At 61.3% G+C, this 19,677-nt stretch carries 22 protein-coding genes; 7 read left to right on the forward strand and 15 right to left on the reverse strand.

Annotated features, from left to right (window positions below):
* Nucleotides 1-155: 155 nt before the first annotated feature.
* The 6 genes from arsK to AB8B33_RS12970 are packed head-to-tail and all read right to left on the reverse strand — an operon-like array spanning nt 156 to nt 3,776.
* The gene (gene arsK / locus AB8B33_RS12945; protein ID WP_439015679.1) at nt 156-1,349 is read right to left on the reverse strand and encodes an arsenite efflux MFS transporter ArsK; all 1,194 of its coding nucleotides are present in this window, start codon (nt 1,347-1,349) and stop codon (nt 156-158) included.
* Nucleotides 1,324-1,752 carry an arsenate reductase (glutaredoxin) gene (arsC, locus tag AB8B33_RS12950; RefSeq protein WP_439015680.1) on the reverse strand — a complete coding sequence of 143 codons (429 nt, stop codon included), beginning with the start codon at nt 1,750-1,752 and terminating at the stop codon, nt 1,324-1,326. Before arsC ends, arsK begins: the two co-directional genes overlap by 26 nt.
* Complete coding sequence (locus tag AB8B33_RS12955) at nt 1,749-2,453, reverse strand: aquaporin (protein ID WP_439015681.1); 705 nt, start codon at nt 2,451-2,453, stop codon at nt 1,749-1,751. Before AB8B33_RS12955 ends, arsC begins: the two co-directional genes overlap by 4 nt.
* Complete coding sequence (gene arsN2 / locus AB8B33_RS12960) at nt 2,450-2,893, reverse strand: arsenic resistance N-acetyltransferase ArsN2 (RefSeq protein ID WP_439015682.1); 444 nt, start codon at nt 2,891-2,893, stop codon at nt 2,450-2,452. Before arsN2 ends, AB8B33_RS12955 begins: the two co-directional genes overlap by 4 nt.
* Nucleotides 2,893-3,423 (reverse strand): arsenate reductase ArsC, encoded by a 531-nt coding sequence (locus tag AB8B33_RS12965; protein WP_439015683.1) that lies wholly within the window; start codon nt 3,421-3,423, stop codon nt 2,893-2,895. The genes arsN2 and AB8B33_RS12965 overlap by 1 nt, the downstream gene beginning before the upstream one ends.
* Nucleotides 3,420-3,776 (reverse strand): ArsR/SmtB family transcription factor, encoded by a 357-nt coding sequence (locus AB8B33_RS12970; RefSeq protein WP_439015684.1) that lies wholly within the window; start codon nt 3,774-3,776, stop codon nt 3,420-3,422. The genes AB8B33_RS12965 and AB8B33_RS12970 overlap by 4 nt, the downstream gene beginning before the upstream one ends.
* Before the next feature lie 42 nt (nt 3,777-3,818).
* Here AB8B33_RS12970 and AB8B33_RS12975 point away from each other — a divergent pair, with 42 nt between their 5' ends.
* Both AB8B33_RS12975 and AB8B33_RS12980 read left to right on the forward strand, forming a co-directional pair.
* Nucleotides 3,819-4,337 (forward strand): DUF6428 family protein, encoded by a 519-nt coding sequence (locus AB8B33_RS12975; RefSeq protein ID WP_439015685.1) that lies wholly within the window; start codon nt 3,819-3,821, stop codon nt 4,335-4,337.
* Between the two features lie 195 nt (nt 4,338-4,532).
* On the forward strand, nt 4,533-5,177 hold the full coding sequence (locus tag AB8B33_RS12980; RefSeq protein WP_439015686.1) for a pyridoxine/pyridoxamine 5'-phosphate oxidase: 645 nt from the start codon (nt 4,533-4,535) through the stop codon (nt 5,175-5,177).
* Between the two features lie 239 nt (nt 5,178-5,416).
* On the opposite strand, the gene AB8B33_RS12985 is transcribed toward AB8B33_RS12980, so the two are convergent.
* The 4 genes from AB8B33_RS12985 to AB8B33_RS13000 form a co-directional block, all read right to left on the reverse strand.
* On the reverse strand, nt 5,417-6,124 hold the full coding sequence (locus AB8B33_RS12985) for a GIN domain-containing protein (RefSeq protein WP_439015687.1): 708 nt from the start codon (nt 6,122-6,124) through the stop codon (nt 5,417-5,419).
* 30 nt (nt 6,125-6,154) lie between these two features.
* The gene (locus AB8B33_RS12990) at nt 6,155-6,727 is read right to left on the reverse strand and encodes a DUF1700 domain-containing protein (protein ID WP_439015688.1); all 573 of its coding nucleotides are present in this window, start codon (nt 6,725-6,727) and stop codon (nt 6,155-6,157) included.
* Complete coding sequence (locus AB8B33_RS12995; protein ID WP_113323948.1) at nt 6,724-7,050, reverse strand: PadR family transcriptional regulator; 327 nt, start codon at nt 7,048-7,050, stop codon at nt 6,724-6,726. The genes AB8B33_RS12990 and AB8B33_RS12995 overlap by 4 nt, the downstream gene beginning before the upstream one ends.
* 203 nt (nt 7,051-7,253) lie before the next feature.
* Nucleotides 7,254-7,946 (reverse strand): TetR/AcrR family transcriptional regulator, encoded by a 693-nt coding sequence (locus AB8B33_RS13000; RefSeq protein WP_439015689.1) that lies wholly within the window; start codon nt 7,944-7,946, stop codon nt 7,254-7,256.
* A 205-nt stretch (nt 7,947-8,151) separates the two neighbouring features.
* On the opposite strand from AB8B33_RS13000, the gene AB8B33_RS13005 reads away from it, so the two are divergent.
* Together AB8B33_RS13005 and AB8B33_RS13010 are read left to right on the forward strand one after the other, a co-directional pair.
* On the forward strand, nt 8,152-9,054 hold the full coding sequence (locus AB8B33_RS13005; protein WP_439015690.1) for an NADP-dependent oxidoreductase: 903 nt from the start codon (nt 8,152-8,154) through the stop codon (nt 9,052-9,054).
* A gap of 23 nt (nt 9,055-9,077) precedes the next feature.
* A complete protein-coding gene (locus AB8B33_RS13010) occupies nt 9,078-10,289 on the forward strand; it encodes a TCR/Tet family MFS transporter (RefSeq protein ID WP_439017247.1) in 1,212 nt (403 codons plus the stop codon).
* Here the strand turns inward: AB8B33_RS13010 and AB8B33_RS13015 are convergent.
* Both AB8B33_RS13015 and AB8B33_RS13020 read right to left on the reverse strand, forming a co-directional pair.
* Nucleotides 10,280-11,209 carry an alpha/beta hydrolase family esterase gene (locus tag AB8B33_RS13015; protein ID WP_439015691.1) on the reverse strand — a complete coding sequence of 310 codons (930 nt, stop codon included), beginning with the start codon at nt 11,207-11,209 and terminating at the stop codon, nt 10,280-10,282. The genes AB8B33_RS13010 and AB8B33_RS13015 overlap by 10 nt on opposite strands.
* A 174-nt stretch (nt 11,210-11,383) precedes the next feature.
* Nucleotides 11,384-13,159 carry an adenylate/guanylate cyclase domain-containing protein gene (locus tag AB8B33_RS13020; RefSeq protein ID WP_439015692.1) on the reverse strand — a complete coding sequence of 592 codons (1,776 nt, stop codon included), beginning with the start codon at nt 13,157-13,159 and terminating at the stop codon, nt 11,384-11,386.
* 395 nt (nt 13,160-13,554) lie between these two features.
* Here AB8B33_RS13020 and AB8B33_RS13025 point away from each other — a divergent pair, with 395 nt between their 5' ends.
* The 3 genes from AB8B33_RS13025 to AB8B33_RS13035 all read left to right on the forward strand — a co-directional run bounded on the left by AB8B33_RS13025 (nt 13,555) and on the right by AB8B33_RS13035 (nt 15,313).
* Nucleotides 13,555-14,046 carry a hypothetical protein gene (locus AB8B33_RS13025; RefSeq protein ID WP_113323953.1) on the forward strand — a complete coding sequence of 164 codons (492 nt, stop codon included), beginning with the start codon at nt 13,555-13,557 and terminating at the stop codon, nt 14,044-14,046.
* A gap of 176 nt (nt 14,047-14,222) precedes the next feature.
* Nucleotides 14,223-14,855: a DapH/DapD/GlmU-related protein gene (locus AB8B33_RS13030; protein WP_439015693.1), complete on the forward strand. Its 633-nt coding sequence runs from the start codon at nt 14,223-14,225 to the stop codon at nt 14,853-14,855.
* Nucleotides 14,856-14,887: 32 nt separating this feature from the next.
* Nucleotides 14,888-15,313 (forward strand): GFA family protein, encoded by a 426-nt coding sequence (locus AB8B33_RS13035; RefSeq protein WP_439015694.1) that lies wholly within the window; start codon nt 14,888-14,890, stop codon nt 15,311-15,313.
* A 147-nt stretch (nt 15,314-15,460) separates the two neighbouring features.
* Here AB8B33_RS13035 and AB8B33_RS13040 read toward each other — a convergent pair whose 3' ends face one another.
* The 3 genes from AB8B33_RS13040 to groL all read right to left on the reverse strand — a co-directional run bounded on the left by AB8B33_RS13040 (nt 15,461) and on the right by groL (nt 19,620).
* Entirely contained in the window at nt 15,461-16,378 is a 918-nt protein-coding gene (locus AB8B33_RS13040; RefSeq protein WP_310386708.1) for an MBL fold metallo-hydrolase, read from the reverse strand.
* A 419-nt stretch (nt 16,379-16,797) separates the two neighbouring features.
* On the reverse strand, nt 16,798-17,622 hold the full coding sequence (locus AB8B33_RS13045; RefSeq protein WP_439015695.1) for an arginase family protein: 825 nt from the start codon (nt 17,620-17,622) through the stop codon (nt 16,798-16,800).
* Nucleotides 17,623-17,994: 372 nt separating this feature from the next.
* On the reverse strand, nt 17,995-19,620 hold the full coding sequence (gene groL, locus AB8B33_RS13050; RefSeq protein ID WP_439015696.1) for a chaperonin GroEL: 1,626 nt from the start codon (nt 19,618-19,620) through the stop codon (nt 17,995-17,997).
* Nucleotides 19,621-19,677: the final 57 nt, after the last annotated feature.

Below are 19,677 nucleotides of genomic sequence, written 5' to 3' on the forward strand. Positions count from 1 at the left end.
AACAAAGATATAGAGCATCGTTCTCAGCCCTGATCTACATGTCAGGGTCAACGCATCGACGACGGACAATAGCAGGGCATGGAGTGGCATGCCAAAGCATAATGGGAGGATTGCGACTGCCGTGATCACAAAGAGGTGGTGTTCGGCAGATACCGCTACCGCGCTGCTGCGATGAGAAGAAAGGCAATAATCGAGAGCCCTCCGAGGGCAGCAGTGATGCCGAGCGATGGCGCAATGCCGATATTTGCCATGCCGAAGGCCAGGACGAAGGGAGCAAGTGCGGAAAGGATCAGCCGCGCCGCCATCATCTTGCCCTGCAGCTTGCCGTAGCCATCACTGCCGAAAAGCTGCAGCGGCAGCGTGCCGGTGACGATGCTGAGCAGGCCGTTGCCCATGCCGAAAATGATGGCAAAGAGCATCGCGCCCGCCACTGAGGGTGCCGTCAGCAGAAGCACCAGCACGCTGCCGGGGATTAGTATCGCCGAAATCAGTGCCAGCCAGAGCGCCGGCAGCCCCTTGCCGAAGATCATGTTGATCAGCCGGCTACCGACCTGCGAGGGGCCGAACAAGGTGCCCACCAGCGCCGCGGTGCCGCCGAGCCCCAGTCCTGACAAGAGCGGCACCATATGCACCAGCATCGCCGAACCGACGAGCGACATCAGCGAAAAGCCCGTGACCATCAGGCCGAATCCAAGGCGGCGGCGCGCCGGCGGCAGAATGCCTTCCACATGCGGGGCAGCTGTTGATGCCGTTGCCCGCCGCTCGGCCGCACCCCGTGAAAGCCACGCATGAAGGGGCACGCAGACGGCCATATTGAGGGCGGCAAAGACCAGATAGACGTTCTGCCATGAAAGGGCGACATGCAGCGCCGTGGTGATCGGCCAGAAGATCGTCGAGGCGAAACCGGCAATCAGCGTCAGATAGGTGATGCTGCGCGAGGCGACCCGCGGCCGCAGTTGTACGAGTAGCGCGAAGGCAGCCCCATATTGCACGAAATTGGCGGCAACCTCGATGGCGATAAGGGCCGCGACATAGGAAGCCTTGCCGGGCGCATAGGCGCAGGCAACGAGCGCGAGCGCAGCAACCGCCGAGCCCGATGTCATCACCCGCCCTGCCCCGATCCTGTCGATCAGCACGCCGAGCCACGGTGCCGTCAGGCCGCCGGTCAAAAGTGCAACTGAAAGCGCCCCGAAAATCCATTCGTTCGACCAGCCGAACGTAGCAGCCATATCGGAAGCAAGAATGCTGAAACTGTAATAGAGGGTGCCGTAGCCGATGATCTGGGTAATGCCGAGTGCGATAATGGCAGAGACCGGCACGCGCTCAGACAAGGCGCTTACCATCAGCATCGAGAACCTGCTCGCCGTCTTCCTTGGTGAACGGGCCTTTATGCGTATCGGGCAGAATGTCCAGAACCACTTCCGAAGGCCGCGCGAGGCGCGTGCCGAGGGGCGTGATGACAAAGGGGCGATTGATCAGGATCGGGTCTTTGAGCATCGCATCGAGCAGTTGCTCGTCCGTCAGATCGGGATTGTCGAGGCCAAGCTCGGCATAGGGCGTGCCCTTTTCGCGGATCGCACCGCGGACGCTCAAACCGGCATCCGCAATCATCTTCACCAGCTCGTCGCGCGACGGCGGGTTTTGCAGATATTCGATGACTGATGGTTCGATGCCCGCATTGCGGATCATCGCCAGCGTGTTGCGCGACGTGCCGCATTCCGGGTTGTGATAGATCGTAACATCAATAGTCATGAGACGGATTCCGTCTTGGTGAGGGTTTCAGGATTGCGGGCATCCATCAGCAGCCATCCCGCGAGCATCAGCGCCAGCAATGCACCAAGGACTTCGGCGACGATGAAGCCCGGCAGATCGATCGGGCGGATGCCGGAAAATGTGTGCGTCAACGATCGGGCAATCGCGACTGCCGGATTGGCAAACGACGTGGACGCGGTGAACCAGTAGGCGGCAGTGATATAAAGGCCGACCAGCCACGCCACCGCATCGGCGCGAAACCTGATGCCGGCGAGGATGACGAAGACCAGGCCGAAGGTTGCCGTCGCTTCGGAGAGCCATTGCGCCCCGCCTGATCGTACGGTTTCCGAAGCCTGCAGCAAGGGCAGTGCGAACATGCAATGCGCAAGCATCGTGCCGGCAACGCCGCCGGCGATCTGGGCGATGATGTAGGCCGGAAGCGACGAGGCTGGCAGTTCACGCCGGAGCGCGAAGACCATCGAAACAACAGGGTTGAAATGCGCGCCGGAGATCAGGCCGAGAACGTTGATCAGCACGACGAGCATTGCCCCCGTTGCCAGCGCATTGCCGAGCAGCGCAAGTGCCGTATCGTCCGTCAGGTTATCGGCCATGATGCCGGAACCGACGACGGTTGCCACGAGCAACATGGTGCCGAGCGCTTCGGCGACCAACCGCCGCGACAGAGGAAATACCGCACTCATGCCGGCAGGCTCCGGACCATCAGGGCGGCGGATGCCGGGCACAGTCTTGCGGCCTGGCGCGTCGTCAGGATGGCGGCGGGCGCTTCATCGCGAGCAATCGGACGAAAGCCGAGCGATTGAAAGAAAGCGGCGGCCGATTCCGTCAGCAGATAGGCAGCATCAGCACCTTTCCTGTGAGCCTCATCGAGCAGGCCGAGCGTGATCGCATGGCCGAAACCGAAGCCTTGCCGATCGGACAGCACGACGATGGATCGCAGGAGTGCCGCCTTGCCATAGAGTTCCAGCCCGCCGAAGCCGATCGTCTCGCCGTCACGCGAAAACCGATAGAAGCTGCGGCCGGCATCTGTGAGATCATCGACCGGAAGCCCGGCGCCGGAAAGTGCGGCACGCAGGCTTTCGTCATGGCCTTCCAAGGGCTGCTGATCAAGATCGAAACCCATCAGCTTGCCCTGGGCTGCTTGATGCTGGCGCCTTCCATCGAACCGATCTGGCGCAGGTGCGATTCCAGCGCGAGCTTGTCGATCGAGGCGAGCGGCAAACTGATGAAGGACATGATGCGGTTCTTGAGGAAACGGGCTGCCTGGGCGAAGGCGCGGCCTATTTCCACTTCGCTGCCTTCTACGGCGGCCGGATCCTCGACGCCCCAATGGGCGGTCATCGGATGGCCGATCCACACCGGGCAAGCCTCGCCGGCGGCGCTGTCGCAGACCGTGAAAATGAAATCCATCTCCGGCGCACCCGCTTCAGCAAACTCATCCCAGCTTTTCGAGCGGAAGCCTGTTGTGGGATAACCCAGCACTTCAAGCTCCTTCAGCGCATGCGGATTGACCTCGCCCTTCGGCTGGCTGCCGGCCGAATAAGCCCTAAACCGGCCTTTGCCTTCTGTATTCAGGATGGATTCCGCCAGGATCGATCGGGCCGAATTGCCCGTGCAGAGAAAGAGCACATTGTAGACGCGATCGATGGTCATTGCAGTTTCTCCTCCATTTTAGGGGTACAGCAGGCCGCGACTTCCGCGGCCGGGGCGCAGATTTCCGGATGACCGGAGCAGCAATCTTCCATCAGGAAGCGGATAAGGCCGCCGAGCGCATCGTAATTCGCCGTGTAGATGATCGAACGGGATTCGCGCTGCTGCGCGATCAGGCCGGAGCGTTCCAGTTCCTTCAGATGGAAGGATACGTTCGACGGCGACACCTCGAGCTTCTCCGCAATCGCGCCGGCCGCCATGCCGTCAGGGCCGGCGACGACAAGCATGCGGATGATGTGCAGTCGCGTCTCCTGCGACAATGCGCCGAATGCGATCAGGGCTTGACGTTGATCCATATTTCAACAATCCTTGAATAATTGAAACGAGGAATAACGCAGATGAACGCGATCGACAACAGCAAAATGCAGAAGGACGATATCACCCTCGGCGAACTCATGAGCATCCTCTCCGGCGCCAAGGATTCACCGCTGGTTTTTTACTATGACGGCCGCCCGGTGAAGCCCGGCTATCATGTCACCGAAGTCAAGGCCGGGCAGTTCCAGGCGCTGGACTGCGGAGCCAATCCGGAAGCCTGGAGCGAGATCTTCATTCAGCTTTGGGATATCGAAGAGGACGATCGCACCCATATGCCATCAGGCAAATTCCATGCGATCATCCGCAAGGTCACCGAGCATGTGAAGCTTGATGATTCGGCCAAGCTGACATTCGAAGTCAGCGACGGCGTTCAGCCGATGCAGCTCTATTGCGCGGCAATGCCGACGCTTCGCGCCGGCGCCGTCCATGTCGAGCTTGCACCGCGGCCGGCGAGCTGCAAGCCGCGCGACCGATGGCTCGCCGAACAAAGCCAATCGAGCTCCTGCTGCGGCCCGAGCAGCGCCGCCAAGTGCTGCGGCTGAGCGACTGCAATGTGCATTTTCTGAACATTGAGTGTTCGATCATATCGGTTTCCATGCTGCGCCTGATTGTGTTTCATCCACGCCAGAGAAACGATGATTTCCATCAGGGAACAACAGCGCGATGACGCGGCCGGCTCGGCAGGAGCCGCGTCCGCCGGCCGGGCCGTTCCCGCAAGGACCCCGAGAGGTGATGCCATGAAGGATGAATTGCGCGAGCTGGTCTCACTCGCCGGCCCCTACCCCCCATTCGATGCGGATGCCACACCAGACGATCCGCGCGACCTCTTCTCGTCATGGCTGCGCGATGCCATCGTATCAGGTGTCCGCGAGCCGCATGCCATGGTGCTCTCGACAACAGACGAAAATGGCGCACCCGACGCCCGCGTTCTCATCCTCAAGAATCTCGACGCCAGGGGCTGGCATTTCGCCACATCAGACAATGGCCCAAAGGGCCGGCAGATCGCCGTCAACCCCTACGTTGCGCTGACCTTCTACTGGCCGGCGCTCGGCCGGCAGGTGCGGCTGCGCGGTATCGCCTTTCCCGCAGGCGAGCAGGAGCGATCCGCCGATTTCCGCGCCCGCTCGCTCAGCGCCAGGGCCGCGGCACTCGCCGGCCGGCAGAGCCAGCCGCTGCCATCGCGCCGGGAACTCGACGCCGCGATCGACGAACAGGCCAAACGCGTCCACGCCGATCCCGATATCGTCGCACCGAACTGGCAGCTCTTTATCGTCATGCCGCATGAGGTCGAATTCTGGCAGGGCGCCGAAGACCGGCTGCATCACCGGCTCTTATACCGGCGGGAAAAGCCCGGCTGGCTGCGCGAGCGGCTCTGGCCATGAGCCCGAGACCTGCGCGGGTGCGATCAGACGCAAAATATCGAAGAATCTGAATCCCGCCCCTTGCAATCCGCCTCGCCACGTATCATATCCCGGCTTCACCTGAAAACGGACTTGCGCTTGGTATTGACGTTCGTCGAGCCGCGTTCGAGTTCACAGGACAAGGGCGCTCCCCGCAAGGGTCGAGCGCCCTTTTGATTCCGGCCGATGGGCGGGAGGGCCGCACCATCAGGCCACGCCTGTCACGGCGCTTGCACGATGCGGCCGCTGCCTCTTATCTCCGAACGTCGAATGGCTGGGTTACCGGACAGCTGGACATCGCCACTTCCGAATATCGAGATGTCCGCATTCGCCTTTGCAGTCATTTGCGCGTCGCCACTGCCGCGGATCAGGATCTGTGCGGACTTGGCGGTCAGATCCTTCAGCCGCGCCGCTCCCGAACCGGAAATATCCACGCCGACCGTATCGGCCGTTCCAGTCGCGGCAACGCTGCCGCTTCCGCGGATGCTCAGCCGCAGTTGAGGCTGATTGATCTGCGATAAGGTCAGGTCGCCGCTGCCGAGCAATTTCCAGTCGGTGATCGCCGGTCCGGAGACGCTGACATCGAGCCCGGACGCAAACCAGCCCGGATCACAATCCAGGCTCAGCCTGCCGCCTTCCAGCCGCACATGGTCGAGAAGCGTTGGATCGCCGCTCACGACAGCTTCCGCCGTATCTCCGGGCTGATAGCGCACTGAAGCTGGCAAATCGATCGTCAAACCGTCGCCGGCGGCAAGCGGTAAAATAATCTTCTGCCTGATAGAGGCGGTCGATCCGCAGGTGGACTGCGTCGCATTCCACAATTGCCTTGCATCGGTCCAATCCCGGCCGGAAAGCCCGATACCCAGCGCCAAAAAGACGGCTGCACCAATCGTTCCCGCCGTGGCGACGAATGCCAATTTTCCGATCATTGTCCAGTTCCCTCACACACTGTGATGAATTCAAACGCGGCCCTGATCCACCTGAGCCAGGCGGAAGTGTAGCCGGGCATAGTGGCCAAGCACGCGTATGCCCGCGCCCAGTCCCATCAGCAGCAACGCACCGCCACCCAGCAGGCAGCTCAAAAGCCCGGCGCCGATAAACAGGCGCGCGACGACTGCCGTCACTGGTTCACCGAACTGGAACAGCAATGTGGTGAAGATGATCTTCACACCGACTGCGCCGATGACTGCCAGCCCGATTGCAAGGCCGGTCGCAACCGCAATGGTGACGATCAGCAACGGCAGCAGGAAAAGAATGTCGACGATCGCAAGGCCGGCGAGCGCCATCGCGGCCCCCGCAAGGTTCGACAGGCTCCACTGCGCTTCGAAACGGCGCAGTCCGGCGTCGGCGCGCAATTCCCTGGCAGTTCTGGCCGGATCGCCCAACGCAGCCGCGACCTCCTCATCGCTGCGGCCAGAGGCATTGGATTCGGCAAAATGGGCGGCGTAGTCGCCGACGATCTCTTCGATCTCCTGAGGCGGCAGACCGGCAAGTCCCAGTCTCAGCGTGCGTAAGAAGGCATCCCTCGTCATGGCAAATCCTCGAGAAGTTTATCGACTGCGTCAGCGAAGGAGCGCCAGTCACGGCGATGAGCTTCGAATATCGTCTGGCCGAGTGGCGTCAGCCGGTAATATTTGCGCGGCGGCCCGCTGCTCGACTCGACGATACGGGTGGCCACCAGGCCGTCATTCTGCATCCGGCGCATCAGCGGATAGATCGTGCCTTCCCCCATGCCGACGGCATCGACCAGTGTGCTGGCGATTTCGTAGCCATAGCTCTCGCCGCGTGAAAGCACGGCCAGTACGCATAGGTCGAGGGCGCCTTTCCGCAATTGAACTTGGATCGAGTCGGTCATGGATACCTCTGCTTTAAAGATTAGATATAACAAGCTATCTGTTTATACAAGGTAGTGTCGAAAATTTCTGACGCGACCGGTCAAGACCTTGATGCGGCGGCTTCACCTGAAAACAGACTTGCGCTTGGTATCGACGTCGGTTGAGCCGAGCTCACAGGACACTCCCCCGCAGACGTGGAGCACCCATTTTTATTCCAGCAGAATCAGGCGTAAGCCGTGCCCGCCATGGCCGCCTTTACACCTGCACTCCCCTGATCGACGAGCGCGAGAAAGACAGCCTTCGCCTTCACCGTATCCCGCCCCTGCCGAAAAGTCCGGTGCGCCTCGATGAAAGCGACGCTCCAACTCGCCAACAGCATGGCGGCCGCGAGCTTGGCGGTCGTATCAGCGGGGTCTTGGCCGACGGATTCGGCGAGCGCCACCGCCAATTCCCGAGCGATCTCGTCGCGGATCGCCCGCGCCCTCGCCTTCAGCGTTTCGCTGTTCTCCACTGTCTCGATAAAGCCCTGGCTCGCCGTGGAAAATAACAGATAAGGCGTCTGCTGCCTGACGAGTTGATGCGCGAGCAGGCGCAAGGTCTCGATGGGTGAAACACTGCCGTCGCGCTGCCGCAGCGCTTCGCGCAGGGTCTCGCGCGCCTCCTCGTCGCGATCGAAGAACATGTCCTCCTTGCGGGGGAAGTGGTTGAACACGGTCATCCGCCCGACATCGGCAGCGGCAGCGATCTCATCGACCGTCACATTCTCGAAACCGCGCTCGAAAAACAACCGGTCGGCGGCAAGCGAGATGGCGCGGCGCGTGGCGAGGCGCTTGCGGGATCGCCGGTCCAGCGGCCCTGAATCCGAGACTTCCACATCTGAAGGGGCTGAGGGTGTTTTATCTGATGGCTTCGGCATGGCGCTCCCAATAGCAGGATTTATGTACTGAGTACATCAATCTTGACAGCGAGTGCCCGAGATCCTATTACTATACTCAGTACATATTTGGATGAAGTACAGCATAGATCCGTTAAACCTGTCCCCGTGGAAGCGCGCTGCCGTGCTCGTGACCGCGAACGGCATGGCTGTGCCCTGCATCCGCTGCCCCCGAAAGGACAAACACTTGAAAGCTATTCAATTCAGCCGCTATGGCGGCACCGAAGTCCTCGAAATCGTCGAGATCGAGGCACCGCATCCCGGTCCCGGCGAAGTGCGGATCGCGGTGCGCGCCGCCGGCGTCAACCCGTCCGACTGGAAGCGCCGCGAAGGGCAATATCGCGCCTTCGAGGAGGTGCACTTTCCCTCAGGCCTCGGCGTCGAAGCCTCCGGTATCGTCGATGAGGTCGGCCCCGATGTCTCCAGTACCTATGTCGGCGATGCCGTCTTCGGTTATGGCAACGGCACGATGGCCGAACATGCCGTCCTCACGCACTGGGTCCACAAGCCGGATGACCTGCCCTTCGAGATCGCCGGCGCCCTCCCCGTCATATCGGAGACCGCATGGCGCAGCCTCGACGAACTCTTCGTCAAAGCCGGAGAGACGTTGCTGGTCAGCGGTGCCGCAGGCGGCATCGGCTCCGCCATGATCCAACTCGCCCGCGTCAGGGGCATCACCGTCATCGGCACCGCGAGCCCGCAGAAACACGATTACCTCAGGGAACTCGGCGCCATCCCGACGACCTACGGACCCGGCCTCACTGAGCGGGTGCGGCAGCTTGCGCCCGATGGCATCGACGCGGCCATCGATGTCGCCGGCTCCGGTATCATCCCCGAACTGATCGCGATCACAGGCGATCCCGCCCGCGTCCTCTCCGTCGCCGATTTCTCGGCCGAGGAGTACGGCGCGAAATTCTCCCACGGCCCGCCGAAAGAGCCGGAACGGATCCTGGCCGATGTGGCCCGGCTCTATTCCAAGGGCCTTTTCCGCCTGCGCATCGAGCAGGCCTTTCCGCTGGAGAAGACGGCCGAAGCGCAGATCGCCAGCGCCGCCGGCCGCGTCACCGGCAAACTCGTCATTTCTCCATGAGTTCCTCAATGAACAAATCTGGCATGAACAAACCGCTCGTCGTCATCTTCACCGCCATCTGCCTCGATGCCGTCGGCATTGGGCTGATCTTCCCCATCCTGCCCCACCTTCTTCAGGACGTGACCCAGACGCAGGACATCGCCTTCTATGTCGGCCTCATGACGGCGCTCTATGCGGCCATGCAGTTCGTCTTCGCCCCCGTGCTCGGCGCGCTCAGCGACACGATCGGCCGGCGCCCCGTGCTGCTGATCTCGCTTGCCGGTGCCGCGATCAATTACGCCATCATGGCCTTTGCGTCATCCCTCACTCTGCTGCTGATCGGCCGCGCCATCGCCGGCCTCACCAGCGCCAATATGTCGGTCGCCTCGGCCTATATCACCGATATTTCGCCTGCCGATCAGCGCGCGCGCCGCTTCGGCCTGTTCAACGCCATGTTCGGCGCCGGCTTCATCATCGGCCCGGTCCTTGGCGGGTTGCTCGGCGATTACTGGCTGCGCCTGCCCTTCATCGCCGCCGCCGTACTCAACGCCTGCAATCTGCTGCTTGCCCTCTTCGTCCTGCCAGAATCCCGCACACTTGAATCTTGCACACCGTCTCGCCAGAAGATCGATCTCGCCACGCTGAACCCGCTGCGGCCGCTGAAATGGATCGTCTCGATGAAAGGGCTGCTGCCCATCGTGCTGGTCTATTTCGTCTTCAGCGCCGCCGGCGAATCCTACGGCACCTGCTGGGCGCTCTGGGGCTTTGACACTTTCGGCTGGAACGGATTCTGGATCGGCCTGTCGCTCGGCGCCTTCGGCATCTGCCAGACCCTCTGCCAAGCCTTCCTGCCGGGGCCGGCAACCCGCCTGCTCGGCGAGCGCTGGTCGGTCATGACAGGCATCGCCGCCGCCGCGATCGCCCTCCTCGTGATGGCACTGGCCAACCAGGGCTGGATGATCTTCGCCATCATGCCGGTCTTCACCCTCGTCGGCATCGGCAATCCCGCCTTCCAGGCGCTCGCCACCCGCACGGTCGAGCCCGACCGCCAAGGTGAACTGCAGGGCGTGCTCGCCTCCACCGTCTCCCTCGCCTCCATCATCGCGCCGCTCGGCTTTTCATCCCTCTATTTCGTGACGCGACAGAACTGGCCGGGCGGCATCTGGCTCTCGGTGATCGCCCTCTACGCGATCGCAGTGCCGCTGGTGCTGATGAGCACGAGAACCCGTGGTGAATGTCTCGATCATCAGCGGTGAAACTCCCTGAAGAAGTTCCACACCTCAACCGCTGTCTCGATATCGCCGCTGCATCCCCCGAAACGAGGTCCATCTACCGGATCATCATGACCGGAGCTGGTATCGGACTTGGCGAGACGGGGCCAGCAATGGCCGCCGTTTTCGACGCGATACAACTGAACTCCCGTATCGGCCCGGCATCCGGACCATTGGACCAGACTGGCGCGGGTCAGGTCATGCGGGTCGAGATGCGGCAGCGCCGTGGCATTTTCCCCGGTGCACCCATCGATCCGGCGCCAATATTCCGTTGTCTCCGGAACGGAAAGCAGCCTACCGAATGAGCGGATATAACCATCGTAGCGCTGCACGTCATCATCAGTGCCGTTCACCATCATGACCGGCATGGCGTGGCCGGGCTTGCAGTCTTCGACCTGCGCTTCGTTTATCGCGCTGGCGACGGGAGCAATCGCTGATACCCTGTCAGGAAGCGCGCAGGCCAGCGTATAGGTCATCAGCGCGCCGAACGAGAAGCCCGTGGCATAGACCCTTGTGCCGTCGGCAATCTTCCGGCTCACCAGATCGTCTATCATGGTGCGGAAAAAGCCGATGTCATCAACCGGCTCGCCATTGATGACAGGCTTCCTGTTTTTGATATTCCAGGCACCGTCGATCGCTTCCGGATAAAGGGTGACGAAGTTCTCGCTGTCAGCGACAGCATCAAATCCGCTGTTTTTCTGGAAATTCACGGCCTTGTCGTCTGACCCGTACATCACGATGACAAGCGGTGCGGGGTGTCCTTCCGCTCCCTTGGGAATATGCAGGATCGCCGTGCGGTCCACGCCCTGCCACTTGTAAGTCAGAACTTCATCGGCATGAGCGGCCGTCCAGCCGAGAAGAAAAAGGAAGGCGGCGAATGGCAGGCGGAGCAATGCGCGGCACATGAAACATTCCCGCTTTCGAACGAAAATACAGCGACGAAACATAAGTCATTCGGTGTCGCTGGCAATGACCGAAAGTAGCGACGCCTAGGGACACGATGTCGCTTCCGGCGGATCGTGGACGAGGCGCGAAGTCCGCTCCCGTCCCATCGGTTTCCCGCAAGATCGAAAACACCCTCAGCGCTCAGGCAAGCCCGCCTGTCGCAAACCCTCGGCGGTCTGGGCCGCCCATTGCGGCACCCCCTGAAACACAGGCCTCGACAAATAACGCTCGATCGTAAAATGCGGCTCGATCTCCATGAGCTTGCCCGCAGCCCACCGGGCCGTCTTCACGTCGCCGCTCATCGCCGCCCAGGCCGCCATCATCCGGTAGCACCAGGTCACGTCGGGATGTTTGTTGACGACCTCCCGGGCAATAGCGACGGCCTGCGAAAGGGAGCCTGCCATGGCGAGCGACAGGGCCATGCCCATGCGCATATTGAAGGCGAGCGGGTCTGCCGGGCTCAGCGTCAGCGCCCGTTCGAACCGCTCCGTCGCGCCAGTCTCGCCCTTGTAGCTTGCAACCCAGCCATAGCGCGCCCATGCCCAGGCATTGTTCGGGTCGAGCGCCAGCGCCCGTTCAAGATAGGCCGCCGCCCGCTCCTGATCGCCGCAATGGCTGAGTGCCCCGCCGACGGCGGTCAGCGCGGTCGGATCATCATCGATGGAGCCCACTGCGGCTTCGACAGATTTTAAAGCCCGCTCCAGATCCCGCTCCGGTTCTTCGGTCCAGATGTAGCCAAGGTGCTGGGCGTAGCACCATGCCAGAAATGCGTGGGCGCGGCCGTAAGCAGGGTCGATCGCGATGGCATCCAGAAGCAGCGGTATTGCCCGCTCGTTCGTCGCCTTGCTCTGGCCCCAGAGATACGGGTAGGCGCGCATGACAAGATCATAGGCGCGCAGGCTGCTGGGTGGCTTGCGCTTCGACAGCTCGGTTTCGGCACTCTGGATGGCCGGATGGATGGCGCCGGTCACCTGAGCCGCGATCCTGTCCTGAAGCTCGAATATGTCCTCGGCCGCGCCCTCATAACGCTCTGACCAGAACTGCATGCGCGTCTCGGTATCGACCAGCTGCACGGATATCCGCAGCCGGTCTCCTCCCCGCCGAACCGTACCCTGGACCACGTAATTGACGCCGAGTTCCCGGCCGAGGTCACGCACGTCGACGAAGCGTCCCTTGTAGGTGAAGGCGGACTGGCGCGCGATGACGAAGAATTCCCGAACGCGCGAGAGCGCCGCGGTGATTTCCTCCACGACCCCATCCACGAAATACTCATCGCCCTGACCGCTGAGATTGTCGAAGGGCATGACGACGATCGACGGCTGGTCTCTGCCGAAGCGGGGCGCAAGTGATGGTGTTGACCTTGGCCCTTGCCCGGCCTCCCCGCTTTCAGCCGCCTCCTGCAGCCAGTCGACCCGAAAGACGGAAATCGGCCTCGGGATATTCTTCATAGAGCGTTCGCCAAGGCTCGTCAGCGTAAACGGCACCTTCCCATAGAGATGCTCGCGTACCGACCCGGAAATGCATATGCCTGACGGCGGCGCCATCTCCTGCAGGCGCGCGGCGATATTGACGCCGTCGCCAAGCAGATCGTCACCCGACACAATGACGTCACCCAGATTGACGCCGATGCGGAACTCCAGGCGGCGATCCCCAGGGATGTCTTTTGGATTGCTCGAGAGGCGTCGCTGGATTTCGACCGAGCACCGGATAGCCTGAACAGCGCTTGCGAACTCGGCGACAAACCCGTCACCCGCAGTGCCGAAGATGCGGCCATCATGCTCGCCCACTATTTCGGCGATCTGACTGAGGCACGCGTTGAGAGCACGAACCGTGCCCTCCTCGTCCAGCGCCGTAAGGCGGCTGAAACCGGCAACATCGGCGGAAAGGATGGCTGCGAGCTTTCGATCCACAGCAGTGATTGCTCCGGCGGCGTATCATACCGTTGGATGAATATGCGCGGATTTCGCCAAATTCATAGAGTTTTGTCGCAAAGGGGACCGATGAACAACCACCTTTGGCATGGCGTATCGCGGTGCTCCAACTCCTGTAGGCCCCAAGCAGACTGAGCTTTGAGGCGCACTGCCAAACCTGCCGAGCACAGGAAGCGCCCGGGCTGTGCAAACGCAAGGGCATAGGGCTTGGCCAGAGGCATTTATACCGCCAGAAGTTATGCGTATTTTTCGATATTCAATTTTACCGATAGTTTTTGGCGCCTGTTAATAGCCGGCTGCTAATCAGTCGTCATCGCAAATGCCTGTGGCCAAAATCGCTGTGATCGAAATCATTATGAAGTCGGAATTTTGAAATGAGACTTTTGAAAAAGCTTGTTGTCGTCACCGCCTTGCCGATGCTGCTTTGCGGCTGCGGCGCAGCCAAAACTCTTCAGGCTGGAGCCGCCAAGCTCTCGGATGACCTCGGGACCGCCCTGACCGCCCCCTATACCAAGATCGACAGCCAGTGGCGCGGCAAACCGATCGCGAAATTCGAAGACAAGTTCGGGGCGCCGACGGACCGCAGCGTTGCAGGCGGAGCGCCCGTGCTGACCTGGCAGCGATCGCGCATGGTGCGGATACCCGCAAGAACCTATGACCAGACGGAATACATCGGTAACATGGTCCTCACCAAGCGGATCTTCTCACCGGAACATGATCAGGAAGTGTCCTGCACCGTCGCCGTCACCGCAAAATCCGGAATGATCACGCGGGTGAAGCCGCTGAGCGACAGGGTCGTTCCGGTTGGCGAAGACGGGTTCTTTCCGTCGAACACCTCGACCTGCCAGATCATTTTCGGGCTGTGAGGGAATAGCGCGAGCGCAATGGACGCGGATCACGCCTTCTGCGCAGAAATCTTCGGCACGGTCGGCGGACTGGCAACCCATGGCCCATTGAACACGTGCGCCGATCATCGCGGCGTTCTTGCGTCACATATCCTTCACCGTTCCCGATTAGGCAGACCGAAATCCGGAGACTGCCCATGGACTCGACCACCCAGCCGAACCGCCCCAAGATCGCCGAAACCGTCATCCACCCGACCGCTACCCTCAGGGATTCCAGCATCGGCAAATGCTGCGAGATCCTGGATAATACCTCCCTGCACACGGTCGAACTCGGGGATTACTCCTATCTCGGACAGCGCTGCATCGTCAGCGATGCAACAATCGGGAAATTCTGCGCCATCGCCGCAGAAGTCAGGACCGGCGCACCCAATCACCCGATGGACCGCCCGTCGATGCACCGCTTCACCTATTGCCCGGAATATTACTCCGCAGACGCCGCGCGCGATCACTCCTTCTTCGCCGAGCGAAAGGCGGACCGCGCCATCATCGGCAATGACGTCTGGATCGGCCATGGCGTCATCGTGCTTCCGGGTGTGACGGTTGGAGACGGCGCCGTGCTCGCGGCAGGCGCGGTGGTGACCAAGGACGTTGCGCCCTATACGATCGTCGGCGGCGTTCCCGCCAGGTTCCTGCGCGAGCGCTTCTCGCGAAACGTTGCGGAAAAACTTGCCGCGATCGCTTGGTGGGACTGGCCGTTCGAGACCATCATGGCACGGCTCGCCGATTTTCAGTCCAGCGATATCGAAGCCTTTTGCGAGCGCTGGGCCTAGTTTGGGAATTCATTGAGAGAGACAAGCGGATCATGAGCGACGAGAGACATGAGCATAATGCGGCCTGCCACTGCGGCCGCGTCAAATTCCGGCTCCGGTTGGCGGACGAATTCAACACGATCCGCCGCTGCACCTGCTCTTACTGCCGCATGCGCGGCGCCATCGCCGTCTCAGCCGATCTCAAGGATATCGAATTTATTCGGGGCGAAGACAACCTGACGCTCTATCAATTCAATACCCGCACGGCGAAGCATTATTTCTGCAAGACCTGTGGCATCTATACCCATCACCAGCGCCGCTCGAATCCGAGCCAGTTCGGCATCAATGTCGCCTGCATCGAGGGTATCAGCCCCTTCGACTTTCCGGACGTGCAGGTCATGGATGGCGTCTCCCACCCCTCGGATTCCGGCACCAAGGCGAGGGTCGCCGGCATACTTCGCTTCGAGCCGACAAAGTGAGATCATGCCGGGCGAGCGCTCTTGCCCCGGAAGCGGCTCCAGCGGCATACGGCCGCCAAAATGAAACGAGGCCCAGGCATTCGCCGGGCCTCGCTGATTGAGCCGGATATGTGCCACGCTCAGCTGGTGCGGCGTGACACGACCCCGTCAGTAGTCCCAGAAGATCGGCACCCAGCGAAAGGCTTCGCCGTCGACCGCCACATGGCCGATGGACGGGAACGGCAGGTGCGTGGCCACCAACAGTTCGCCGGTCGCCGCGAGCTCACGCAGAAGTCGGATACGAACGCGAACCGCCTCTTCGGGGTCGTGTTCGAAACCGTTGAACCAGTCGGGATGTTCGAACCCGACCGCAAACACGGCGTCGCCGGCAAACATCAGCTTGTCGCCGCCGGAGGCCACGCGGACCACGCTGTGCCCGGGGGTATGGCCACCGGTGCGGGAGACGACGACACCCGGCGCCACCTCGTATTCTTCATCGAACAGCCGCAGCTGGTTTTGGTACTCCTTGGCGAACCGCTTGGCGGCTGCCCGAAGCGCGTCCGGAAAGCCCGGCGGCATTGAGACGTGAGAGAAATCGGGCGCCTCCCAGAATTTGACCTCGGCGGCGGCCACATGGATGCGCAGGTCCGGACGCAGCCGTTCCTTCACCCCTTCGACGAGCAGCCCGCCAACATGGTCCATGTGCATGTGGGTCAGCACCACGTCGGTCACGGAACCAAGATCGATGCCTGCGGCCTCCAGTCGCTTGATCAACTGTCCGGCCCGCGGCAGGTTCAAGTCCGGGTCGATCCCGAGCCCCGCATCGACGAGGATGGTCTGTGCGCCGCTACGCACCACGACCACGTTCAGCGACCAGTCGAAAGCGTCCGGCGGCAGGAACATGTCGCCCAGCCAGCCGGCCCGCACCTTCGGGTCGGCGTTGTGTCCCAACATCGCGGTTGGCAGCGGCAGAACCCCATCGCTGACCACCATCACCTCGATGTCGCCGATATCAAGCGCATAGCGCGACGGAACCAGCTCGCCGGGCTTTGCTCCACCGGGAGCCGAACTGTTCTGCGAGGACATATTTGTCTGTTGCGGACCCGTGCTACGGGCTTTTGTTTCTAACTGCGACATGACGCGCTCCTGTGTTGCGTGGACACCAGCCTGTCACTGTCCATTCGGTAATACGCGGATGTCGCATACCAGCATGGATCCGGCGCTCGAACCTCACGTTTCCAGACGTTTCCGTTTTCGAGCGCTCTTTGGTGGCGGCCCCTAACAACTACAGCCGCCCTCACGCGCCCGTAATCCAAACTTACGTTTAAGACGGGGCGGCTGACCGTATGTCGCCTCTCGATCATGTTAAAAAAAGAGCCGGAACGCCGTTCAAACAACAAATGAAATCAGGCTCTTACCATTGGAGCCACGCTCGCACGTCTGCTTTCAGGATGAGCCACGCAGCAGGGATGGCGACCGGATTCAGGACCTAAGCTGCCATTCGCTTAGTGGGAGCTCTTTGTCAAAACCGGCTCCAGGGCATCGAGCAGAGCGCTCGGTGAGACTGGCGGGCCGCCAGCTTCCCACGAGTTCTGGAACTCGGCAATTTCTATCCCGACGAAGTCATGTTCTGCGATAACCTTGCAGCAGGCTCGCACATCATCCAGCGACAAGCCGCCTTCGCATTCGTAATCTGTCGGCACGATGCCGGGCTCCAAGACATCGCAGTCGAAATGCACATAGACGGAGCGACCGGCGATCGCTCTCCCAAGGTCGGTCGCGAGATCGGCTCCTGGTTCGATATGCGGGATGTCGTGTTTCGCGATCAGATCCAGTTCGTACGGATCGAGGTCACGTTGACCGACGAGAACGACCTGATCAAAGCTTAAACCCGCACCGAGACCGGAATCCCAAAGGCCAAGTGGCCCCGCAAGCGCCAGCCCGCCGAGATATCCGGTAGGGCTGGCCTCCGGTGGATTGAGATCGCCATGTGCATCGAACCACACGATGCAGGCCGCGGGATGGTGCTTCGCAACGGCTGGAAGGGTTGCCAGCGAAACCGCGCAACGGCTGGTGGCAGCGATCGACGCCGCGCCTGCGGCCAACACCTCGTCAAATCGGGACTGCAACTCTCTGAGCGACGGCAGGGCCGCATCAAGCTCTTCGCGCCAACCGCCATTCACGGCGGGCTCCGGGGTGCCGATCACTGCAGGAGAAATGCCGGTTCGGCGTTCCAATTCCTCGCCGATCGCCTTCGCACCCGGCATCGCCAGGTCGTTGTGATCTCCTGCGCGTCCCTGGAACACGGTATATTCTACTTTTCCAGCCATCGCTTACAACCTCGCAACGTGTTGTTCCCACCCGTTTAACTGGTTTCCGTGTGGAAAGCGAGAAGGTCAGCAAGCGCCGCGTTGCACCCATGTCGTCTGGGGGTTCAGCAATGTGCCCTACCCCGGAAACGGCTTCAGCGTCCCGAACCAGGCAACGAGCGCGACAACACAGGCCGCGATCACGAGTTCCCCCACGAACGGCATCTTTCGGGTGCTGTGGTCCAGTGCGCCATGGCGCGATCTGCCGGAGCGCTACGGCCGCGCACGACGACCGGCCCAACCGGACGTCGGAGGCCCCGATCAATCGGAGCCCCCCTTGCCTTGTGTCAGCCAACGTCTTGTGTCAGCGAACGCGCTTCTGGAACGACTTCTTCACATCATGCCGCCCATGTCAGGCATGCCGCCTGCTGCGGAATCTTTCTTGGGTATATCGGCGATCATGGCTTCCGTGGTCACGAGAAGCCCGGCAACCGAAGCCGCATTCTGCAGCGCCGTACGAACGACCTTGACCGGGTCGACGATGCCCATGGCGATCATGTCGCCATATTCAGACGTCTGGGCGTTGTAGCCGTAGTTGTCTGTATTGCTCTTGAGAATGTTGCCGACGACGATCGAGCCTTCATCACCAGCATTTTCGGCGATCTGGCGAACCAGCGACTGGAGCGCCTTGCGGATGATGTTGACGCCGGCATTCTGGTCGTCATTCTCGCCCTTGACGTCAAGAACGATAGAGCAGCGCAGCAGGGCCGTGCCGCCGCCCGGAACGATACCCTCTTCGACAGCAGCGCGCGTCGCGTTGAGAGCGTCGTCGATGCGGTCCTTCTTTTCCTTCACTTCGATTTCCGTCGAGCCGCCGACGCGGATAACGGCAACGCCGCCAGCGAGCTTGGCAAGACGTTCCTGCAGCTTTTCGCGGTCGTAGTCAGAGGTGGTTTCTTCGATCTGGGCCTTGATCTGGGCAACACGGCCTTCGATGTCGGACTTGGCGCCAGCGCCGTCGACGATCGTCGTGTTTTCCTTGGAGATCGAAACCTTCTTGGTGCGGCCGAGCATGTCGAGGGTGACGGACTCGAGCTTGATGCCGAGGTCTTCGGAGATGACAGTGCCGCCCGTCAGGATAGCGATGTCTTCCAGCATGGCCTTGCGGCGATCGCCGAAGCCCGGAGCCTTGACAGCGGCAATCTTCAGGCCGCCGCGCAGCTTGTTGACGACGAGCGTGGCAAGAGCTTCGCCTTCGACGTCTTCAGCGATGATGAGGAGCGGCTTGCCGGTCTGAACGACAGCTTCGAGAACCGGGAGCATGGACTGCAGGTTCGAGAGCTTCTTTTCGTGCAGCAGGATGAAAGCGTCTTCGAGGTCAGCAACCATCTTTTCCGGGTTGGTGACGAAGTACGGGCTCAGGTAGCCGCGGTCGAACTGCATGCCTTCGACGACTTCGAGCTCGGTTTCAGCGGTCTTGGCTTCTTCGACGGTGATGACACCTTCGTTGCCGACCTTCTGCATCGCATCGGCGATGTACTGGCCAACATCCGTCTCGCCGTTGGCCGAGATCGTGCCGACCTGGGCGATTTCTTCCGACGTGCTGATCGTCTTGGCCTTGGAAAGCAGATCCTTGACGACAGCAGCAACGGCAAGATCAATGCCGCGCTTCAAGTCCATCGGGTTCATGCCGGCTGCAACAGCCTTGCCGCCTTCGCGAACGATGGCCTGTGCGAGAACCGTGGCGGTCGTGGTGCCGTCGCCGGCAATGTCGTTGGTCTTCGAAGCAACTTCGCGGACCATCTGCGCGCCCATGTTTTCGAACTTGTCATCCAGTTCGATCTCTTTGGCGACGGCGACGCCATCCTTGGTGATGCGTGGCGCGCCGAAGGACTTGTCGATAACGACGTTGCGGCCCTTCGGACCAAGCGTGACCTTCACCGCATCGGCGAGAATATCGACACCGCGCAGCAGCTTTTCGCGCGCATCGCGGCCGAATATGATTTGTTTGGCAGACATGGAAACCTCCCGGGCTGATCGCCCAATGATCACTATAAAACAGAATAGGGATGCGGT

The organism is Rhizobium sp. 768_B6_N1_8 (assembly GCF_051811225.1).
Lineage (GTDB): Bacteria > Pseudomonadota > Alphaproteobacteria > Rhizobiales > Rhizobiaceae > Rhizobium.

Excerpts from the sequence above, each read along its gene's own strand:
- AB8B33_RS13000 (WP_439015689.1), bottom strand. The coding sequence starts at position 7,946 with ATGCCGAAGCCATCAGATAAAACACCCTCAGCCCCTTCAGATGTGGAA.
- AB8B33_RS13045 (WP_439015695.1), bottom strand. The coding sequence starts at position 17,622 with ATGGCTGGAAAAGTAGAATATACCGTGTTCCAGGGACGCGCAGGAGAT.
- AB8B33_RS12985 (WP_439015687.1), bottom strand. The coding sequence starts at position 6,124 with ATGATCGGAAAATTGGCATTCGTCGCCACGGCGGGAACGATTGGTGCA.
- AB8B33_RS12975 (WP_439015685.1), top strand. The coding sequence starts at position 3,819 with ATGAACGCGATCGACAACAGCAAAATGCAGAAGGACGATATCACCCTC.
- AB8B33_RS13040 (WP_310386708.1), bottom strand. The coding sequence starts at position 16,378 with ATGTCCTCGCAGAACAGTTCGGCTCCCGGTGGAGCAAAGCCCGGCGAG.
- AB8B33_RS12980 (WP_439015686.1), top strand. The coding sequence starts at position 4,533 with ATGAAGGATGAATTGCGCGAGCTGGTCTCACTCGCCGGCCCCTACCCC.
- AB8B33_RS13030 (WP_439015693.1), top strand. The coding sequence starts at position 14,223 with ATGGACTCGACCACCCAGCCGAACCGCCCCAAGATCGCCGAAACCGTC.
- arsN2 (WP_439015682.1), bottom strand. The coding sequence starts at position 2,893 with ATGGGTTTCGATCTTGATCAGCAGCCCTTGGAAGGCCATGACGAAAGC.
- AB8B33_RS13025 (WP_113323953.1), top strand. The coding sequence starts at position 13,555 with ATGAGACTTTTGAAAAAGCTTGTTGTCGTCACCGCCTTGCCGATGCTG.
- AB8B33_RS13015 (WP_439015691.1), bottom strand. The coding sequence starts at position 11,209 with ATGTGCCGCGCATTGCTCCGCCTGCCATTCGCCGCCTTCCTTTTTCTT.
- AB8B33_RS12955 (WP_439015681.1), bottom strand. The coding sequence starts at position 2,453 with ATGAGTGCGGTATTTCCTCTGTCGCGGCGGTTGGTCGCCGAAGCGCTC.
- AB8B33_RS12995 (WP_113323948.1), bottom strand. The coding sequence starts at position 7,050 with ATGACCGACTCGATCCAAGTTCAATTGCGGAAAGGCGCCCTCGACCTA.
- AB8B33_RS12970 (WP_439015684.1), bottom strand. The coding sequence starts at position 3,776 with ATGGATCAACGTCAAGCCCTGATCGCATTCGGCGCATTGTCGCAGGAG.
- AB8B33_RS13035 (WP_439015694.1), top strand. The coding sequence starts at position 14,888 with ATGAGCGACGAGAGACATGAGCATAATGCGGCCTGCCACTGCGGCCGC.
- AB8B33_RS12965 (WP_439015683.1), bottom strand. The coding sequence starts at position 3,423 with ATGACCATCGATCGCGTCTACAATGTGCTCTTTCTCTGCACGGGCAAT.
- AB8B33_RS13010 (WP_439017247.1), top strand. The coding sequence starts at position 9,078 with ATGAACAAACCGCTCGTCGTCATCTTCACCGCCATCTGCCTCGATGCC.
- arsK (WP_439015679.1), bottom strand. The coding sequence starts at position 1,349 with ATGCTGATGGTAAGCGCCTTGTCTGAGCGCGTGCCGGTCTCTGCCATT.
- groL (WP_439015696.1), bottom strand. The coding sequence starts at position 19,620 with ATGTCTGCCAAACAAATCATATTCGGCCGCGATGCGCGCGAAAAGCTG.
- AB8B33_RS12990 (WP_439015688.1), bottom strand. The coding sequence starts at position 6,727 with ATGACGAGGGATGCCTTCTTACGCACGCTGAGACTGGGACTTGCCGGT.
- arsC (WP_439015680.1), bottom strand. The coding sequence starts at position 1,752 with ATGACTATTGATGTTACGATCTATCACAACCCGGAATGCGGCACGTCG.